The 14,944-nt window shown below is 53.6% G+C and carries 19 protein-coding genes; 7 read left to right on the top strand and 12 right to left on the bottom strand.

The genetic code is table 11. The features are described from left to right. From VGA14_RS04455 to VGA14_RS04445, 3 genes are all read right to left on the bottom strand, one after another. The coding region (locus VGA14_RS04455; RefSeq protein ID WP_331002545.1) for a hypothetical protein at positions 1 to 1,207 on the bottom strand (1,207 nt) is incomplete at its 3' end. Then, a complete protein-coding gene (locus VGA14_RS04450; RefSeq protein ID WP_331002544.1) occupies positions 1,204 to 1,359 on the bottom strand; it encodes a hypothetical protein in 156 nt (51 codons plus the stop codon). The genes VGA14_RS04450 and VGA14_RS04455, both read right to left, overlap by 4 nt. A gap of 170 nt (positions 1,360 to 1,529) precedes the next feature. Further along, a complete protein-coding gene (locus VGA14_RS04445) occupies positions 1,530 to 1,706 on the bottom strand; it encodes an AbrB/MazE/SpoVT family DNA-binding domain-containing protein (protein WP_331002543.1) in 177 nt (58 codons plus the stop codon). 194 nt (positions 1,707 to 1,900) lie between these two features. Here VGA14_RS04445 and VGA14_RS04440 point away from each other — a divergent pair, with 194 nt between their 5' ends. The 4 genes from VGA14_RS04440 to nadC all read left to right on the top strand — a co-directional run bounded on the left by VGA14_RS04440 (position 1,901) and on the right by nadC (position 4,389). Further along, entirely contained in the window at positions 1,901 to 2,584 is a 684-nt protein-coding gene (locus VGA14_RS04440) for a hypothetical protein (protein WP_331002542.1), read from the top strand. Between the two features lie 162 nt (positions 2,585 to 2,746). After that, the gene (locus VGA14_RS04435) at positions 2,747 to 3,346 is read left to right on the top strand and encodes a DNA-directed RNA polymerase (RefSeq protein ID WP_331002541.1); all 600 of its coding nucleotides are present in this window, start codon (positions 2,747 to 2,749) and stop codon (positions 3,344 to 3,346) included. Beyond that, a complete protein-coding gene (gene spt4 / locus VGA14_RS04430) occupies positions 3,347 to 3,535 on the top strand; it encodes a transcription elongation factor subunit Spt4 (RefSeq protein WP_331002540.1) in 189 nt (62 codons plus the stop codon). It begins immediately after the preceding gene. 5 nt (positions 3,536 to 3,540) lie between these two features. Next, positions 3,541 to 4,389 carry a carboxylating nicotinate-nucleotide diphosphorylase gene (gene nadC, locus VGA14_RS04425; protein WP_331002539.1) on the top strand — a complete coding sequence of 283 codons (849 nt, stop codon included), beginning with the start codon at positions 3,541 to 3,543 and terminating at the stop codon, positions 4,387 to 4,389. On the opposite strand, the gene VGA14_RS04420 is transcribed toward nadC, so the two are convergent. Together VGA14_RS04420 and VGA14_RS04415 are read right to left on the bottom strand one after the other, a co-directional pair. Continuing rightward, positions 4,386 to 4,712: a hypothetical protein gene (locus VGA14_RS04420; protein ID WP_331002538.1), complete on the bottom strand. Its 327-nt coding sequence runs from the start codon at positions 4,710 to 4,712 to the stop codon at positions 4,386 to 4,388. The two genes, nadC and VGA14_RS04420, sit on opposite strands and share 4 nt — an antisense overlap. A 47-nt stretch (positions 4,713 to 4,759) precedes the next feature. Next, positions 4,760 to 5,602, bottom strand: coding sequence for a ferredoxin--NADP reductase (locus VGA14_RS04415; RefSeq protein ID WP_331002537.1), 843 nt, complete (start codon positions 5,600 to 5,602; stop codon positions 4,760 to 4,762). A gap of 109 nt (positions 5,603 to 5,711) precedes the next feature. Here VGA14_RS04415 and VGA14_RS04410 point away from each other — a divergent pair, with 109 nt between their 5' ends. After that, the gene (locus VGA14_RS04410) at positions 5,712 to 5,996 is read left to right on the top strand and encodes a hypothetical protein (protein ID WP_331002536.1); all 285 of its coding nucleotides are present in this window, start codon (positions 5,712 to 5,714) and stop codon (positions 5,994 to 5,996) included. Here VGA14_RS04410 and VGA14_RS04405 read toward each other — a convergent pair whose 3' ends face one another. The 7 genes from VGA14_RS04405 to VGA14_RS04375 all read right to left on the bottom strand — a co-directional run bounded on the left by VGA14_RS04405 (position 5,997) and on the right by VGA14_RS04375 (position 12,691). After that, entirely contained in the window at positions 5,997 to 6,488 is a 492-nt protein-coding gene (locus VGA14_RS04405) for a hypothetical protein (protein WP_331002535.1), read from the bottom strand. Positions 6,489 to 6,894: 406 nt separating this feature from the next. Beyond that, positions 6,895 to 7,764 (bottom strand): fumarylacetoacetate hydrolase family protein, encoded by an 870-nt coding sequence (locus VGA14_RS04400; RefSeq protein WP_331002534.1) that lies wholly within the window; start codon positions 7,762 to 7,764, stop codon positions 6,895 to 6,897. A 5-nt stretch (positions 7,765 to 7,769) separates the two neighbouring features. Next, positions 7,770 to 9,506 (bottom strand): glutamate--tRNA ligase, encoded by a 1,737-nt coding sequence (gltX, locus tag VGA14_RS04395; protein WP_331002533.1) that lies wholly within the window; start codon positions 9,504 to 9,506, stop codon positions 7,770 to 7,772. 1 nt (position 9,507) lies between these two features. Beyond that, the gene (locus VGA14_RS04390; RefSeq protein ID WP_331002532.1) at positions 9,508 to 10,515 is read right to left on the bottom strand and encodes a polyprenyl synthetase family protein; all 1,008 of its coding nucleotides are present in this window, start codon (positions 10,513 to 10,515) and stop codon (positions 9,508 to 9,510) included. Further along, positions 10,512 to 11,603, bottom strand: a complete 1,092-nt coding sequence (fni, locus tag VGA14_RS04385; protein WP_331002531.1) for a type 2 isopentenyl-diphosphate Delta-isomerase — start codon at positions 11,601 to 11,603, stop codon at positions 10,512 to 10,514. Before fni ends, VGA14_RS04390 begins: the two co-directional genes overlap by 4 nt. Continuing rightward, positions 11,604 to 12,362 (bottom strand): isopentenyl phosphate kinase, encoded by a 759-nt coding sequence (locus VGA14_RS04380; protein ID WP_331002530.1) that lies wholly within the window; start codon positions 12,360 to 12,362, stop codon positions 11,604 to 11,606. Between the two features lie 32 nt (positions 12,363 to 12,394). Beyond that, a complete protein-coding gene (locus VGA14_RS04375) occupies positions 12,395 to 12,691 on the bottom strand; it encodes a hypothetical protein (protein ID WP_331002529.1) in 297 nt (98 codons plus the stop codon). Positions 12,692 to 12,786: 95 nt separating this feature from the next. Here VGA14_RS04375 and VGA14_RS04370 point away from each other — a divergent pair, with 95 nt between their 5' ends. Continuing rightward, positions 12,787 to 13,896 carry a tetratricopeptide repeat protein gene (locus VGA14_RS04370; RefSeq protein WP_331002528.1) on the top strand — a complete coding sequence of 370 codons (1,110 nt, stop codon included), beginning with the start codon at positions 12,787 to 12,789 and terminating at the stop codon, positions 13,894 to 13,896. A 27-nt stretch (positions 13,897 to 13,923) separates the two neighbouring features. Beyond that, positions 13,924 to 14,934, top strand: coding sequence for a hypothetical protein (locus VGA14_RS04365; protein ID WP_331002527.1), 1,011 nt, complete (start codon positions 13,924 to 13,926; stop codon positions 14,932 to 14,934). Positions 14,935 to 14,944 lie beyond the last annotated feature (10 nt).

Here is a 14,944-nt window from a genome sequence, read left to right as displayed (position 1 = left end):
CCAGCATGTTGGGCTCTTCAATCTCCTTGTACAATGCAAAGCCGGTGTCAATGTCGGCTTGCGTCGCGATGATCGCGTTTCCCCGCCGCTCACGGTTGAAAAGGTTAAGGAGAGCGTGAGCCTTCGCTAACGAAAGGATTCGGGGAAAGTCGCGTTGGTGCCTGGCCTGAAGGTTAGGATGGTCAGCAAGAAAGCGTTTGTAGGCAGCTTCGTAATCCAGAATAAGGACTTCCCTTATCCCTGACTGCCTTATCGCCTTTATCCTCTTGCTGAGGCGCAACCTTTCAGGGTCATCCTCAACTTTGCGTTTGTACTCCTCAGGATTTCCCTTACGCATTGCTATGAGCCTCAGCGACTCCTCGAGCTTGGCTTGGTCCGTCGACGGTGAAAGTAAAACTAGCCGAGTCTTTTCCTGTGGGTCGCTTTTCAACCGCGCGGTACAGAAAATGACCGAAGGGAAGCCCCGGACGATTATGGTTTTTGTACGCAAGCCTGACTTCTGGCTTCGGTCTGCAATCTTGTACGTCAGTTCCTTCCTCTCATGAGAGAGCAAAGGCCGCAGTTTTTCTAATAATTGAAAGTGTGGCATATCCTGAAGAATCAAGATTTTCGATTCCAAGTCAACGATGAAGACCTTCCTTTCCGCGTTCCACCCGGAAGCATCGTGAAAAAACGCCTGTGGGGAAGCACCGCCAAGTATTACAAGCTCCTTATCCGGGAAGAATGTCGCGAGCTCTAGGGGCAGGTAGCTCTTCCCTGAAGAAGACTCTGCCACGAATGCAATGTTAAGCTGGTCATTCTCGCTTTGCGCGAGTAGCATTGCAGCAAAGCAGATTTCCTTAGACGCCATATCTTTCTTTATCGATGATTCCAGGACTGCAGCGACGTCGTTAAACGACATTTCCTCAGTTATCTCTTCGGTTAAGGGTACACGCTCTTCCTCTTCCTTGTCCTTTTCGGCCTTGCCGTTGGCGTTCTTGGTTCCGTCCGTCTTTTTCTGCAATGCTGCCTCTGCCCGCTGTATTATCATGTACTCATGCCGCAGCTTGGCCCGTTTGTCCAGCTTGTCATTCGGGAGCTGCAGGACTACATCAAAAGGCATGTCAGTAACTAGCCGCTGGTCCTCCGGTGTAAGCGCCGATAACCACTTCTGCCATGCGGGATTGCCGTAGTCTATCGGACCAAGTTCCGGAATTTTCTCGGTCAAACTTCCAGCTCCAGCCGCAGCTTGAAACTCTTCAGGACGTAATTGTTTGCGAACTCCAGTTGTCGTTGGAGCGCGTCGACGCAATCATTTTCAGCCGCCATCATTGCAACGTCCTGAGCCTTCGTTTCATAGCGTCGGTCCGGAAAAGTCATTTCCGCAGGTCCTGACATAAATAGCAATTACACCATAAAGGTGGGTCAACTGTCAAGTCTGCAATTTTCGTCTTTTCCCGGTATCGACTCCCCCCGCCCTTCAAAACGCCAGATTTATTATTCTCTAAGACTAATTCCAATGTGCACAACTCCTGCTAGCTGGCCGGCCCTTACGGCTGGCCTCCTGGCCGGGGAGTATCTAGCTGCACTATAAGGCCGTCTTTGTCCGGTGTTATGCGAAGCTTGTCGCCTGGTTTCAGTTTGGCTGCCTTCATGACGGGTCCCGAGAGGTACAAAACTCCATCTTCAGGCGTGCCAAAAAGCCGCTGTGTGTATTCTTCCGTCACTTCGTACCGCGCTCCTCTATCGCATCTAGCACGTTGTTGATTATGGAATCATAGCTCATCCCTTTCCTGCCAGCTAAGTCCAACCGGTCTTTGGTCTTGGGATAAACCCTGATTGTTGTCGTTTTGACCCCCATGAGACATACATAATAGATGCCGTCTACACATAGACTATTACGGGACGACCGGGGTAAGGCTTGAGCACGAATAACGACGTATATCCGCGGGATTTTTACGGCTTAGTAGCTTCCATGCCCGGATACCGCAAAGAATCCTATGTTAAACTTGGAATGCGGCACTTCAATATATCAGAAAAAACAGCCGAGAAGCGCCTTAACAACGAAATTGAAGAAGGTCGCCTGTTTGAAATTGAGGATCCGGATGATGCACGATTAAGGAGAATTTTGCCACGCGAACCAATGGAGCGGCAGTCAGCAAGCCCAATTGGAATAGCTCCCGTCTATGGCGAATTGGCGAAGAATATTTTCTGTAATGACCTAGATTCGAAGGATTATCGCGTCAGATTGAATGTGTATGTCGTAAGACTGCATCTTGTACACTTCGCCATAAAATTACTAGACCAGGCTACAGCCGAGAGTAATGGTCGTATCAAATACGCAAGTGAAAGGAACAAGCTGCAAAATATCCTAATCAAAATTCACAATATGATCAAGGCCGATCCAGATTATGATAAGGTTCAACGCTTGGTAACTATCGAGGTTTACCCGCCCAATCCGTACCCCTTGAAGTCGTACCTTAAGCCACCAGAAAATCCATATCGTAACGCTGTCTGCTTGATCCAGACTAAGCACTTCATAATGCATAAGTTGCCCGCCGCACCCCAGAAAGGGCCCAAAAGTGCCCAAGTCCAAAAACTCTAAAAATTAGGGCTGTTTTATGTCCAAAATAAATCGCAAAGTCATGGTCTTAGTACAGCCTTACAGAAGCAGGGCCGCACACCTGAGTCCATGCAGAAAATTTTAGACTTAAGCCAATCCAAAAGTTCATAAATTGACGTTTCGCAAAAGGATGCGTACAATATTATGTTTGCCATAGTGCACATGAGTGATGTAGTCAGGATTCCACCAAACAGGCTGACCAATTCCCTCAAAGATGCCGCTATCCAGATCCTCAAGGAAAAGTACGAGAGCATGCTGTCGCCAGAGGTTGGCTACGTCGTCATGATAACGGACGCCGAGGTGAGCTCGGTGGGCAAGCTGGTGGCCGGCGACGGCGCGACCTACCACAAGGTCACGTTCAAGGCGCTCACGTTCTACCCCAAGCTGCAAGAGATAGTCGAGGGCGAGGTTGTCGAGATCACGGACTTTGGTGCTTTTGTAAGGATAGGCCCCACGGACGCGCTTTTGCACCTTTCTCAAATTACCGACGACTACTTGAAAAGCGATGTTAAGCAGGGCGCGATTGTCGCAAACCAGTCGTCCCGCACGCTGAAGATAGGCTCCAAGATCCGCGCAAGGATTACTGCCGTGAGCTTAGGCAAGGGCGCGGGCATGGGCAAGATAGGCATCACCTGCAGGCAGCCATTCCTCGGTGCGCTTGAATGGATACAGGAAGAGATCAAGAAGGGCAAGCAAGCTGCGGCGCAAGCTGCAGGCGGAAAGGAGAAGAAGGGGGCCAAGTAGTTGGCAAAGGAAAGGGCCTGCAGAAAGTGCAAGGCGCTCACACAGGGCAAGGTCTGCCCTGTGTGCAAGTCCACCGACCTGAGCCCGGACTGGTCAGGTATCATACTTGTTTTTGACCCTGCCAAGTCCCTCGTCGCAAGCACGCTTGAGATAACGGCGCCAAGCAGGTACGCGCTCAAGGTCCAGTAAGCCTGATGGAAAGCCTGGGCCCGTTTCTTGCAGTCCGCAAGGCGCTTGCGAGCTTTTTGCAAGAAGACATTGGCACCGGCGACGTCACGAGCGATTCTGTGATACAGACAGAACTTGCGGGAAAGGCAGAGATCGTCTGCAAGACTGACGGCGCGACTGTCTGCGGCCTGGAAGAAGCAGGTGTAGTTTTTGAGCTGTCCGGCTGCTCGAGCAGGGCACTTGTAAAGGACGGTGTAAAAGTGAGAAAAGGAAAACGCGTTATGACTGTTTCTGGCAGCGCGCGCTCGATACTGAAGGCAGAACGCGTGGCTCTCAACTTGCTGATGAGAATGAGCGGCATTGCGACTGAGACCAGAACGCTGGCAGAGTCGGCCAGCCCGGTTAAAGTCGCGGCAACGAGAAAGACTGCGCCTGGCTTGCGCTACTTTGACAAAAAGGCGGTGATTGCAGGTGGCGGTCTAGCGCACAGGATGCGCCTTGACGACATGGTTCTGATAAAGGACAACCACATAGCCCTTATGGGATCGCTCAAAAAATGCGTCAAGCTTGCCAAGGAAAAAGTCGGAAGCGCGATCAAGGTCGAGTGCGAGGCCAAGAACCCGAAAGAAGCTATTGAAGCCATCAAAGCAGGCGCAGACATCATCATGCTTGATAATTTCACCTCGGCGCAAGCCGCCAATACAATCAAGGAAATAACAAAACTTGGCCTCCGCAAAAAAGCGCTAATAGAAATATCAGGCGGCGTCAACTACAAGAACATAAAGCAGTACGCAATGGCAAAACCCGACTACATCTCGATGGGCTACATCACCCACTCGCCAAAGGCAGTTGACTTTAGCCTGGAAATGCTCTAGGACAGCCCCTTTATCGCCTCGTCTGCAAGCGTGGCAGACTTGGGCGTAAGCACAATAAAATAGTTCCTGTCCGCGCGCTCTACAGCCTGCACGGTGCGGAACTTTTTCGTCGAGACGTCAAAATCTACAAGCCCCTGCTCGAGCTTGCCCTTGGCGTAGACCATCATCAGGAACTCGCCAGTGAGCGGGCTGAGCGGTATTAGCGAAAAGATGTAGCCCTTGTACGAGCTGACAGGCATCACCTGCTTGCCGTAGGGCGCGACCGAAACGAGATAGAGAAAAACATCCTCTACAGTGTTAAACTCTTCATATTCAAACTTCATGCGCTTTTGTGCCGGCTGTCCGAATATAAGGCTTTAACAAAAAGGGCCTAGCCGTACGATTCGAACTTGATGTCGTACGATCCGTCCTTGCGCTTGTTGCGCTCAGTCACGAACCCCTTGGGTATTAGGTAATCGAGCGCGCCGTCTACTGTTCCCTGCCAGCCGCAGATGTAAAACGACGTGTTCTCCGGTGTGACCTTCTCGCCCACGAGCTCTTCAAGAGGCGATAGATCCTTGCCGGCCTTTGGCCTGAGGAACGACTCGACCCTGCCCTTTTGTCCGCTCCAGGTCCTATTAAACCACTCCTGCGGCCTGGAGATGCCTGCGCGGTACTTGAAATTCCACTTGTCCTTGCCCCTGTCCATGCTCTCCTCTTCAAGAGCCGTGAGCAGGTCGCGATAGCCCAGCTCGTCGACGTAGCTTGCGCCGTGCATCACAACGATTTCGCGCTTGCTCTGCGCCGCGTGAAGATGGCTCGAGTACGAAACAAAGGGAGCAAGGCCGGTCCCGCCGCCAATGAGCACCATCCTGCGGTTGTCAGGGCTCCCGTCGTGCATCTTTTCGTTTACAGTGAAAATGCCGGTAGGTTTGACCCAGAGGATATCGTCGCCTTCTTTCATGTTGAATAATTGCGTCGTCAGCCTGCCGGGGACCGGCTTTTTCACCCAGCGGATGTAAAGCTCCCAGTACTTTTTCTGCTCAGGGGCCGACGCAATGGAGTAGGCGCGTCTGATTATCTTTCCTTCGCTGGGCACGTTAGCCCCGATGGTAAGAAACTGCCCGGCCTTGAAGTCCGGGATCGGCCCGTTTTCGGGGGTTATCTTGAAGACAGCAAGATCCTCTTTGATCACCTGTAGGTAGGTTATCTTGCCCTTGTTGTCAACTACCATTACTCCCAAGAATCGTTTTCCGTATAATAAATACATTGTTACACTCGCATCAGTATGAATCAGGTAGTGCGGGCGGAATTAATTAATGTGGAACTGCAGAAGCAGGATCATGACAGGCTGGTTCAGAAGTGGCGGCTCCGACAACGTTGACGACCTTGAAAAGGCGATAAACGAGCTGGGCGATGAGCAGCGCAAGCTGGTGACAAGATTTGACAGGGCTATGAACGATTTTGCGACAGAGCGCTCGCTTGAGACGTGCCTCGACGCTCTGAACATCTCCATCCAGCTTGCTAACACCCGGGGCAAGCTGTCCGAGTCGTGGGAGCACTATGCCCGGCTTATGGAAGGCGAAGTGACAAGGCTGTCAAGGCAGGCCGGTCCTGACAAAAAGTGATCAGTCAGACACTTGCACAGGCATCGACAGTTTTTCAAACTCGTCAAAGAGCGCGTGCGATCCCCTGCCGTTCAGAAAAAGCAGGAACATGCCTTCGTCCATCAGGTTCTCGATCTCGACGCTGATCTCTTCTGTCTGCAATATTGGTGAATAGGAGAGCGAGTCTGTGGCAAGCACCAGCGTCGCCTTGTCTTGGTTGTCTATTATATCGTAAAGTATAGACTCTAGCGACCCCAAGAAACCTATGTCGTACTTCTCTATCTTTGGCCTGACGGCCGTTGCTATAGTCTGTAGCTCGCTCGAGGCGACGAGGGGCGACGTAAAGTTCGTGTGGCCGGCAAAAACCACGTCGCGGTCGAGGCCGCTGTAGCCGTTTTCCTTGAAAAACTCCTCGCACGCCTTTATCATCTGCTCTTCCGTCAGCCACGCGCCTCTGCCTTCGTTCATGCGCGACATGAACGTCTTTGCGGCGACCGTGCGGGTCTTGTTCAACGGCTACAATGCAGCCGCGACTCGATTTAAGTCTCTTGGTTCAAAAAGTGTGTATTTGACCGCTTGTACTGATCTCCACCTTGATTACAAGCGCGTTTAATCAGGACAGAGAAAAGCAAGGCTGTTCATATATCGAATTCCCGGCTATTGTATCAATGTCTGAAAGTGGTGAGAATGAACAAGTGAGAGCCATCCACGACTTTTTTTCATAGTTCTACCGTATGAGAAAACCAAACCCGTTTAAATATTAGGCTGGCCTAATTATCTTGGCCGGCGGGCTGGACGCAGGCCAGATTGGCATCAGTCACTAACCCTAACCACCAGCACAACTGTACGTGGCAGCGGGCGATCCCACTGGACCTCCAGTGGATCAATTTCATGCAATGTCGAATGAAATCAGTCAAGACTACTTGAAGACTATTTTGTGCTTTATGGTGCCGAGTTTTTCTATCGTTATTTCCACCACGTCGCCGTTCTTCAGATATCGTGGCTCCTTCATCGACATCGCAACGCCGGCCGGCGTGCCGGTCGAGATGATGTCGCCTGCCTCAAGGGTCATCGTCCTGCTCAGCGCGGATATGATGCGCTTGATGGAGAGCACCATATTGCTTGACGACGAGTCCTGCCTCGTTTCACTGTTCACCTTTGTGGTGATGCGCAGGTTCTGCGGGTCCGGCACTTCATCTTTAGTTGTTATCCATGGGCCGCAGGGCGCAAACGTGTCGATGCCCTTGCCCCGAGTGAACTGCTTGTCCTTGAACTGGATGTCCCGCGCAGACACGTCGTGTAGTATCATGTAGCCAAACACGCAGCCGAGCGCCTCCTCCTCAGAGATGTGCTTGGTGTCTTTGCCGATTACCACTGCAAGTTCTGCCTCGTAGTCTAGCCTTGTCACAAACGACGGGCAGATGACGTCCCGAAACGGCTGGTTCAATGCGGTCCTGGGCTTCATGAATATCACCGGCTCGTCAGACGGTGTCAGCCCTGCGTCGCGGGCGTGGTCGTAATAGTTGAACGCAAGGCAGATTATCTTTGGCGGGTTCGGTATCGGGACCAGCAGCTCTGCGCCGTCGACCTTGTGCTCAAAATGTAACTTGTCCTTTGCCTGGCCGACTTCGTCAAGCCAGTCCTTGAACATGAAATCCTTGATGCTCGGGGGGACGGGTATCCCCGTCTGCTCCTGTATTTCCTGTCGCGTGACCAGGCGCTTGCCGTCTTCTGACACAAGCGCGTACGTCTCTTTGAACTTGAAGTCGTTTATTCTTGCTATCTTCATTGTCCTTACCTGTGCGTAAGTATCGCTGTCTTGCTCCTGTCAATCCGGCAGAACCCAAACCTGACGAACTGCACCTGAGTTCCCGGTGCAAGGGCTGCTGCGAACGACTCGACGCCGCCACTGGCGACCTCGAGGCTGTCTGGGTTGTACTCCCCGCCCACATACAGCGCTTTTGGAATCATAACCTGAAATTCAACTATATCATCCTTTGCAATCCACTGCACCTTTGGCATCGACTGGCGGATCTCGTCTCCACCCGGCACCGCCCAGACGGAGCGGACCTTGCCGTCCTGCTTGTCCACGTCGGTGACCTTGATGTTGCATAATTCAATGAGCCTCAACTCGTCGCCTTCCTTGAGGTTTCGGGCGTCGTCGCTGGCTATGAACAGCGTGTCTGAGACGTTCACTTTCCTGTTACCAAACGACGCGTCGGTCGGGTGGTTCTTTAACGTGACGTTCAGCATTTTTGCACCCTGGACATGAATTTCAACGGGATCCCTGACAAAGTACAGCCTCATGCACTTGGGGTCGATTATCTTGCGGTTGAACGCCTCAAGTGCCTCAAATGGCGGCTTTGTCTCTGCAAGGGTTAGCCCTAGCGAGAGCACGAACTTGCGTATGGCCTCAGGCACAAAGCCTCGCCTCTTGAAGGCAGAAAGCGTCGGAAGCCGTGGGTCGTCCCAGCTCTTTATCGTCTCGCTGTCGATGAGGGGCCGTATCTTTCTCTTTGAAACCGGCATTCCTTCGAACTCGAGCCGCGAAAACTCGATCATCGCCGGCTTGCGCAAGCCAAGCCTGTCAAGTATCGCAAAGTAGAGCGCGTTGCGCAGTTCATATTCCTTCGTTCGCATGGCGTGCGTCACGCCGTCGAGGCTGTCTTCTATAGGCGCGGCAAAATCGTACGTGGGCCAGATCCTGACCTTGCCTCCTATCTTTGGGTGATCGCCCTCTATTATCCTAAAGAGCGCAGGGTCGCGCATCGCGGTGTTCTGGTCCGCCATGTCGCCCCTGAACCTGATTATGGCCTCGTTCTGTACATATGAGCCGGCAAACAACCGGCCGAGCCTATTGATGATGTCGGTGCCGTCTCCCCTGCACTCGCACGGAAGCCCCTTTGCGCGCAGCCCGCGCATTTTGTCCTGGCTGCAGGTGCACACGTATGCGCCCCCCGACTCGACCAGTTTCCTTCCATAGTCGTGCAATAGCGCGATGTCGTCAGATGTGTTCTTTACTAGGTCGGGCTTGACGCCAAGCCACTCCAGGCCCTCCGCTATCGCCTCATAGTATTCCAGCTTCTCCTTGAGGGGGTTCGTGTCGTCAAAGCGCAGTATCAGCCTGCCTTCGTACATGCGGGCATACTCCTCGTCGATAATTGCGGCCTTGGCATGGCCGATGTGGGGGTAGCCGTTAGGCTCTGGAGGGAACCTTGTCACGACCTTGCCGACGACCGCGCCTTCCAGCGGCGGCAGAGGCGATTTCAGCTCGACGTGCTTTTTTGCTTCCAGCTCGCCGGGCGCAAGCTCCTCCAGCAGCGCCTTCTGCTCTGCAAGCGGCATGACGTTTACCACGGCAACTTGAGCCTTTATGTCGGGAATAAGGCCTTTGATTAGAAAGCGCAGGTCAGGCCTTGAGCCGAGGAGCTTTGACATTACTGCATCAAGCTGCGCCTTGCCGCCGTGGTCAAGCGCGTTTTTCAGCGCGACCACTCTGACAAGCCTGTCGGCTTCACTGTCAAGCGGCACGCTACAGACTCCTGCCGACTATGAAATCCGCGGCAAACGCAAGCGAGCGGCGTGCAGGCAGGTCGCCGTACTCTTCAAGCGACGCAAGGGCCCTGCGCATGTGTTCCCTTGCGGAATTTCTCACGTCCTCGTCCACTCCTATGTCAGATACCGCCCTCACCGCGTCTTTTATCTCGGCAGAGGTCGCGGTCTTTGACCCGAAAACCCTCATTATCTTTTCCTTGTTGGCGCCCTTTGTCCTCTTTATGGCGAGAAGTATCGGCAGCGTCTTCTTGCCCTCGCGGATGTCGTTCCCTGCAGCCTTTCCCGTGACTTTTGGGTCGCCTATTGCACCTATCAGATCGTCCACTAGCTGGAACGCCACGCCCACGTTGCGGCCAAACATGGAGAGGTTTGCCACGTCGCGCTCAGACGGCGCCGGCGCGGCTAGCGCGCCCAGCGCGCACGACACCTCAAAGAGCTTTGCGGTCTTTTTTCCTATCATGTCTGTGTACTGCACTTCGCTAGGGAACTTTGTGTTTGATGCAAAGTCGATGTCGGTTACCTGGCCCTCGCAGATGACAGTGCAGGCGTTTGCCAGTTTTCCAGTCATTTCGGTTATAGCAGAATCGGAGACGCCGGCCTTCTTCACCTCAGAGGAAAGGATTTCAAACGCCTTTGAAAACAGCACGTCGCCCCCGAGGATGGCAAGTGGCAGGCCATATTGACGGTGTACGGTCGCGACACCGTGACGCATCTCGTCGTTGTCCATGATGTCGTCGTGGACAAGAGTAAAATTGTGCACCAGTTCTACCGCAGCTGCCGCCGGCAGCGAGCGTTTTATGCCGCCGCCCAAAAGCTCGCAGCTCTTAACCACCATGAACGGCCGGAGGCGCTTGCCTCCTGTGCGGATGTAGTGCGACGACGCATGGTACAGCTCATTTGGCTTGCCCGACAGGCTTGAAAGCAAAAACTCATTCACTGCAGACGCGCACGCTTCAAGCTCGTTTTTTATGCTGCTTGCCCTCATGCGCGGCCGACCTCTTCTGCTAGAGCTCCTGTCAACATATATCTCGACCTGGCAAGCGACTGGACGTTTGACGCGCCCACCAGGAACATAGTGCTCTTCAATTCCGCAATGACCGAATCGGTAAACGCAAACAGTGCTTCCTTTGAATGCGCTGCCGCCTTCAAGAATGGGTAAGCCATGGCGGCCATGCTTGCGCCAAGTACAACACATTTTGCGACTTCAAGCCCGTTTCTCATGCCGCCCGACGCTATCAGCGGCAATTTCACGGCGCGCCTTACCTGGATGAGGCTTGCCGCAGTGGGGATGCCCCAGTCCCAGAACACCTCGCCAAGACGCGCCTTGGCCTTGTTTTTCATCATATCTGCACGCAGCTTTTCAACTCCGGCCCAGCTCGTACCGCCTGCGCCGGCGACGTTGATCGCGGATACTCCGGCCATCTCCAGCCTAATCGCGACTTCCCGCGAAATACCCGCGCCAACCTCCTTTACGATGACTGGCACGTCCATGTTTTTTACAAGTTCAGATATCCTGTCAAGGACGCCCCTGTACCGGGGCTCGCCTTCCGGCTGTACCAGCTCTTGCAGCGGGTTTAGGTGCACGACTAGCGCGTTTGCCCCTATCATCTTGACTATCTTTCTTGCCTCTTCAATTGTCAGGCCCTTCGCGAGCTGCGCCCCGCCTATGTTGGCTATGAGAAAGGCGCCGGGGGCATTATCTCTTGCAACCGAATAGGTGGCTGCAAGCTCCTCGCTTTTCAGGCCCGCGCGCTGGCTTCCAAGCCCCATGCCAAAGCCGTACTGTTGGGCAAGCTCTCCGAGCCTTCCATTTATTATCGTCGCTTCGTCGGTGCCCCCAGTCATCGAGTCTATTATCAGGGGCACAGAGAACCTGTGGCCGAGAAAAGTCGTCGAAAGGTCGATGTCGTCGTAGTCTAATTCAGGAAGCGCGTTATGAACAAGTTTGACGTATTCAAGGTACGTGGACGCGGTCCTTGCCTGGACGTCTTTGTGCAGTGGTATCTCTATGCCGTCCTTCTTCCGCTGCTTTATCACCTCGATGTCAGAGGGCACGTCGGAGGTGTCCGGCACTTATTTCTGCCCCCTCATCAGCGTACCTACAGGCGTCTTGCCGCCAGCCGCTTCTGCGATGCGCTCGGGTACAAGCCCGTTTACCAGCATTACATCCATTCCAAGGGATGCAATCTTAAATGCTTCTCTCACCTTGCGCTGCATGCCGCCGGTCACGTCCACCCCCGAGGTGCCGGAAAACTCGACCTTGCCTTTTAGGCGCATCTCGGCGACAAGCTCCCTTGACCCCATGTCCCTGTATATGCCGTCGGCGTTTGTGGCAAATATCACCTTTGAAGGCCGGAGCACCTTTGCAAGCATCGACATCAGCGCGTCGCCGGATAGTATAGAGTACTTCTTGCCGCCCATGTGCACCACGTCGCCAAAAGTGACCGGCGTCATACCGGATCCTGCCATCACCCCGATTTCCTTCACCTTGGCAGGAAAGGGCCTGTGGCCCGAGGTGAAAACTGGCGGCGCAAGCGCGTAGGGGTTTGCGCCGGCCTCTATCAGCGAGTTTACTATTATCTGGTTGAGCGCAACCATTGACTCGTGCACGACGGAGACGCCGTGCGGATCGTAGGCTGCAGGCCGGGTGTGCATGTTATACTTGACTGACCAGTGGTGGCCAAAAGAGCCGCCCCCGTGCACAACGACAAGTGGCGAGATTCCTGCCAACACCTTTGATATCCTGTCTATTGCCTCTGCATTCGCGGATAGCGGCCTGTCCTTGAAGGTTACTACCGACCCGCCGAGCTTGACCAGTACCGGCCTTTTCACAGTGGACGTACTTTTTGGATGTGATTTAAAGCTTAGGTGATGTGGCTTGGTGTCTGCCTGTCTGGCTTTGAGCCTGCTACGTGGCCTTTTGGCATCGTAAAGCGCCTGTCGGCAGGTATGACGTACAGCTTGACTGCGCTGTTGACGGCGTAGTGGGGTGTGCCGTCCGGGTTACGGTAGTTTGTCGCTATCCCCACCCTTTCGAGCGACACCCTGACCTTGACCAGCGTTCCGTCCTCCAGCTTGAAAGAGACGGTGTCGTCGCCGATGCTTTCATAATCGAGCATCTTGAATTCTATCTTGTTGTTGGGCAAACTGCCTTCTGTCATGCACGGTATATGAGGCCGGCGCTTATAATAATGCCTCGCCTGCCCGGAATTTGGCCGTCATAATCTATTTATCTTCGAAGCGGGTCAGCTGTCTTATGGGGAGGTTCTTTGGGCGCAGCGAGGACGAGCGCCCTTCCGAGGTGGAGGAAAGGCAGGATTACACCGACGTGGATTTCCAAAAACATGACCTTTACAAGAAGGGCCTCAACCACATGTCAAACGACAAGATGCTTGACGCCATTAGGAGTTTTGAACTTGCACTCAGGATAGACCCGCAGTACATCGATGCATGGGTCAAGAAAGGCTATTCCCATTTCCACCTCGGCGAATACACCATCGCCATTTCCGCCTACGACAAGGCGCTTGAAATAGACGTCAACAACGCCGACGCGTGGAACCTCAAGGGGCTTGCCTACTACAAGATGAAAAACCACGAGAGGGCCATCGAGTGCTGCGAAAAGGCAATTGACATCAACCCCAACGATGGCATGTCGTGGTACAACAAGGCCTGCTACATGACGCTGACAGGCAAGGTTGACGAGGGGCTTGAGGCGCTGAAGCGCTCAATAGAGATAGACATCGAGAACGCCCGCAAGGCAGTCAAGGACCGCGACTTTGAAAACGCAAGGGCGGAGGAGGGCTTTAGAAGGATCATTGAAGTCGTCGTTTTAGAGTCGATAAGGCAGGGCTTCGACTATGTCGGCAAGATAGTCTGGGTGACTGGCATCGACAAGGTCGAAATCGAGGATGCAATCATGCGCCTGTCCATGAAGGGACTGCTTACAAGGCGCGAAAAGCGCAACATCACTGGCCTGGAGGAGTATTTCGAGCTCACAAAGGAGATAGCGGACAAAGTAGGCACGACGAAAAAGGTCGGCCTCTTTGGCAAGAAGGAAGTGTCAGCCCCGATGCAGCAGCTCAAGGACATCAGCGACATCCTTGGTAGGGCAAGGGAGGCAGTCGAGAAGGGTGACCTTGTGGCAACGAAGCAATGCATTGACGAGTTGATAAATCCGGCAAGGCACGGGAGCGCCATGATAGAGCAGTTCTTTGACGAGCACCGCGACCTGAGGCTTGCGCAGATACGCCTGCGGGACAAGGGGCAGGAATATTTGAACGCCAGCAAGTCGGTCCTTGCAGACATGATATCAAAGATAGACATGAAAGTCCGGCAGGGGCCCGTGACCAATCCGGCAAAAGATTAAATCTACACGGACTTTATTGCGTTCCAGATGGCAGAGATAAGAGTTGCCGTTATAGGAATCGGCAACGTGGGCGCGACGTTTGTCCAGGGCGTAGATTATTACAGCAATGCAAAAAACACGGTCGGCCTGTGGCACCAGAAGGTCGCCGGCTTTAGGCCCTCAAACATCAAGCTAGTTTCCGCTTTTGACATAAACCCATCCAAAGCGGGCAAGAGTCTCGCGCAGGTCGCGGCAGAAAGCCCGGCAAAATACCACCAGGTAAAGGACAGCAAGGTCACAGTAAGCCCAGGCATTGTGCTTGACAGCTATGACGGCAAGGCGTCAACCACCTCTGCAGCGGATTTCACAAGGACGCTTGAGGATTCAGAACCTGACGTTGTGCTAAACCTGATTTCTTCAGGCATGGACAAGACATCTGTAGAATACGCTAGGGCCGCGCTCAAGGCAGGAGCGGCGTTTGTGAACGCGACTCCGGCCAAGATAGCCAATTCCGCGCTTGCGGCCAAGTTTGCGCAAATGAGGCTGGTGCTTGCCGGCGACGACCTGCTGAGCCAGCTTGGCGGCACCGCGTTCCACAAGGGAATTATAGACTTTATGGTCGAGCGGGGCGTGCACGTCTCAAAGAGCTACCAGCTGGACGTGGGCGGAAGCGAGGAGACGAAAAAGACGATGGACGAGCGGATAAAGATGCTAAAGAGGGGAATGAAGACCAGCTCCATCGGTCTGGAGGCCCCGTACAGGTTCGAGTCAGTCGCAGGGACTACAGAATACACGGATTTCCTCGGCGACTCGCGCAACAGCTACTACTGGATGTCAAGCGACGGATTTTTGGGCGCAAAGATAATCATGGACCTGACTCTTAGGACAAGCGATGGCGCAAACGCCGGCAACGTACTCCTTGATGTCGCACGGGCTACAAAAGCAAAGGGCAATGTCAAAAAAGTCGCCGAATCGATTAACGCCTACGGCTTCAAGAACCCGCCAAAGAAGGCCAAAATAAGACAAGCCTACGCAGGCTTTGTGGACATGTTCTGTTAGCCTGCCAACA

It is taken from the genome of Nitrososphaera sp. (genome assembly GCF_036397675.1).
Classification (GTDB): domain Archaea; phylum Thermoproteota; class Nitrososphaeria; order Nitrososphaerales; family Nitrososphaeraceae; genus Nitrososphaera.
This window is presented reverse-complemented; position numbering and strand designations above follow the sequence as displayed.

Excerpts from the sequence above, each read along its gene's own strand:
- VGA14_RS04415 (WP_331002537.1), bottom strand. The coding sequence starts at position 5,602 with ATGGTAGTTGACAACAAGGGCAAGATAACCTACCTACAGGTGATCAAA.
- VGA14_RS04390 (WP_331002532.1), bottom strand. The coding sequence starts at position 10,515 with ATGAGGGCAAGCAGCATAAAAAACGAGCTTGAAGCGTGCGCGTCTGCA.
- VGA14_RS04435 (WP_331002541.1), top strand. The coding sequence starts at position 2,747 with ATGTTTGCCATAGTGCACATGAGTGATGTAGTCAGGATTCCACCAAAC.
- VGA14_RS04400 (WP_331002534.1), bottom strand. The coding sequence starts at position 7,764 with ATGAAGATAGCAAGAATAAACGACTTCAAGTTCAAAGAGACGTACGCG.
- nadC (WP_331002539.1), top strand. The coding sequence starts at position 3,541 with ATGGAAAGCCTGGGCCCGTTTCTTGCAGTCCGCAAGGCGCTTGCGAGC.
- VGA14_RS04420 (WP_331002538.1), bottom strand. The coding sequence starts at position 4,712 with ATGAAGTTTGAATATGAAGAGTTTAACACTGTAGAGGATGTTTTTCTC.
- VGA14_RS04450 (WP_331002544.1), bottom strand. The coding sequence starts at position 1,359 with ATGACTTTTCCGGACCGACGCTATGAAACGAAGGCTCAGGACGTTGCA.
- VGA14_RS04365 (WP_331002527.1), top strand. The coding sequence starts at position 13,924 with ATGGCAGAGATAAGAGTTGCCGTTATAGGAATCGGCAACGTGGGCGCG.
- VGA14_RS04375 (WP_331002529.1), bottom strand. The coding sequence starts at position 12,691 with ATGACAGAAGGCAGTTTGCCCAACAACAAGATAGAATTCAAGATGCTC.
- VGA14_RS04370 (WP_331002528.1), top strand. The coding sequence starts at position 12,787 with ATGGGGAGGTTCTTTGGGCGCAGCGAGGACGAGCGCCCTTCCGAGGTG.
- VGA14_RS04410 (WP_331002536.1), top strand. The coding sequence starts at position 5,712 with ATGACAGGCTGGTTCAGAAGTGGCGGCTCCGACAACGTTGACGACCTT.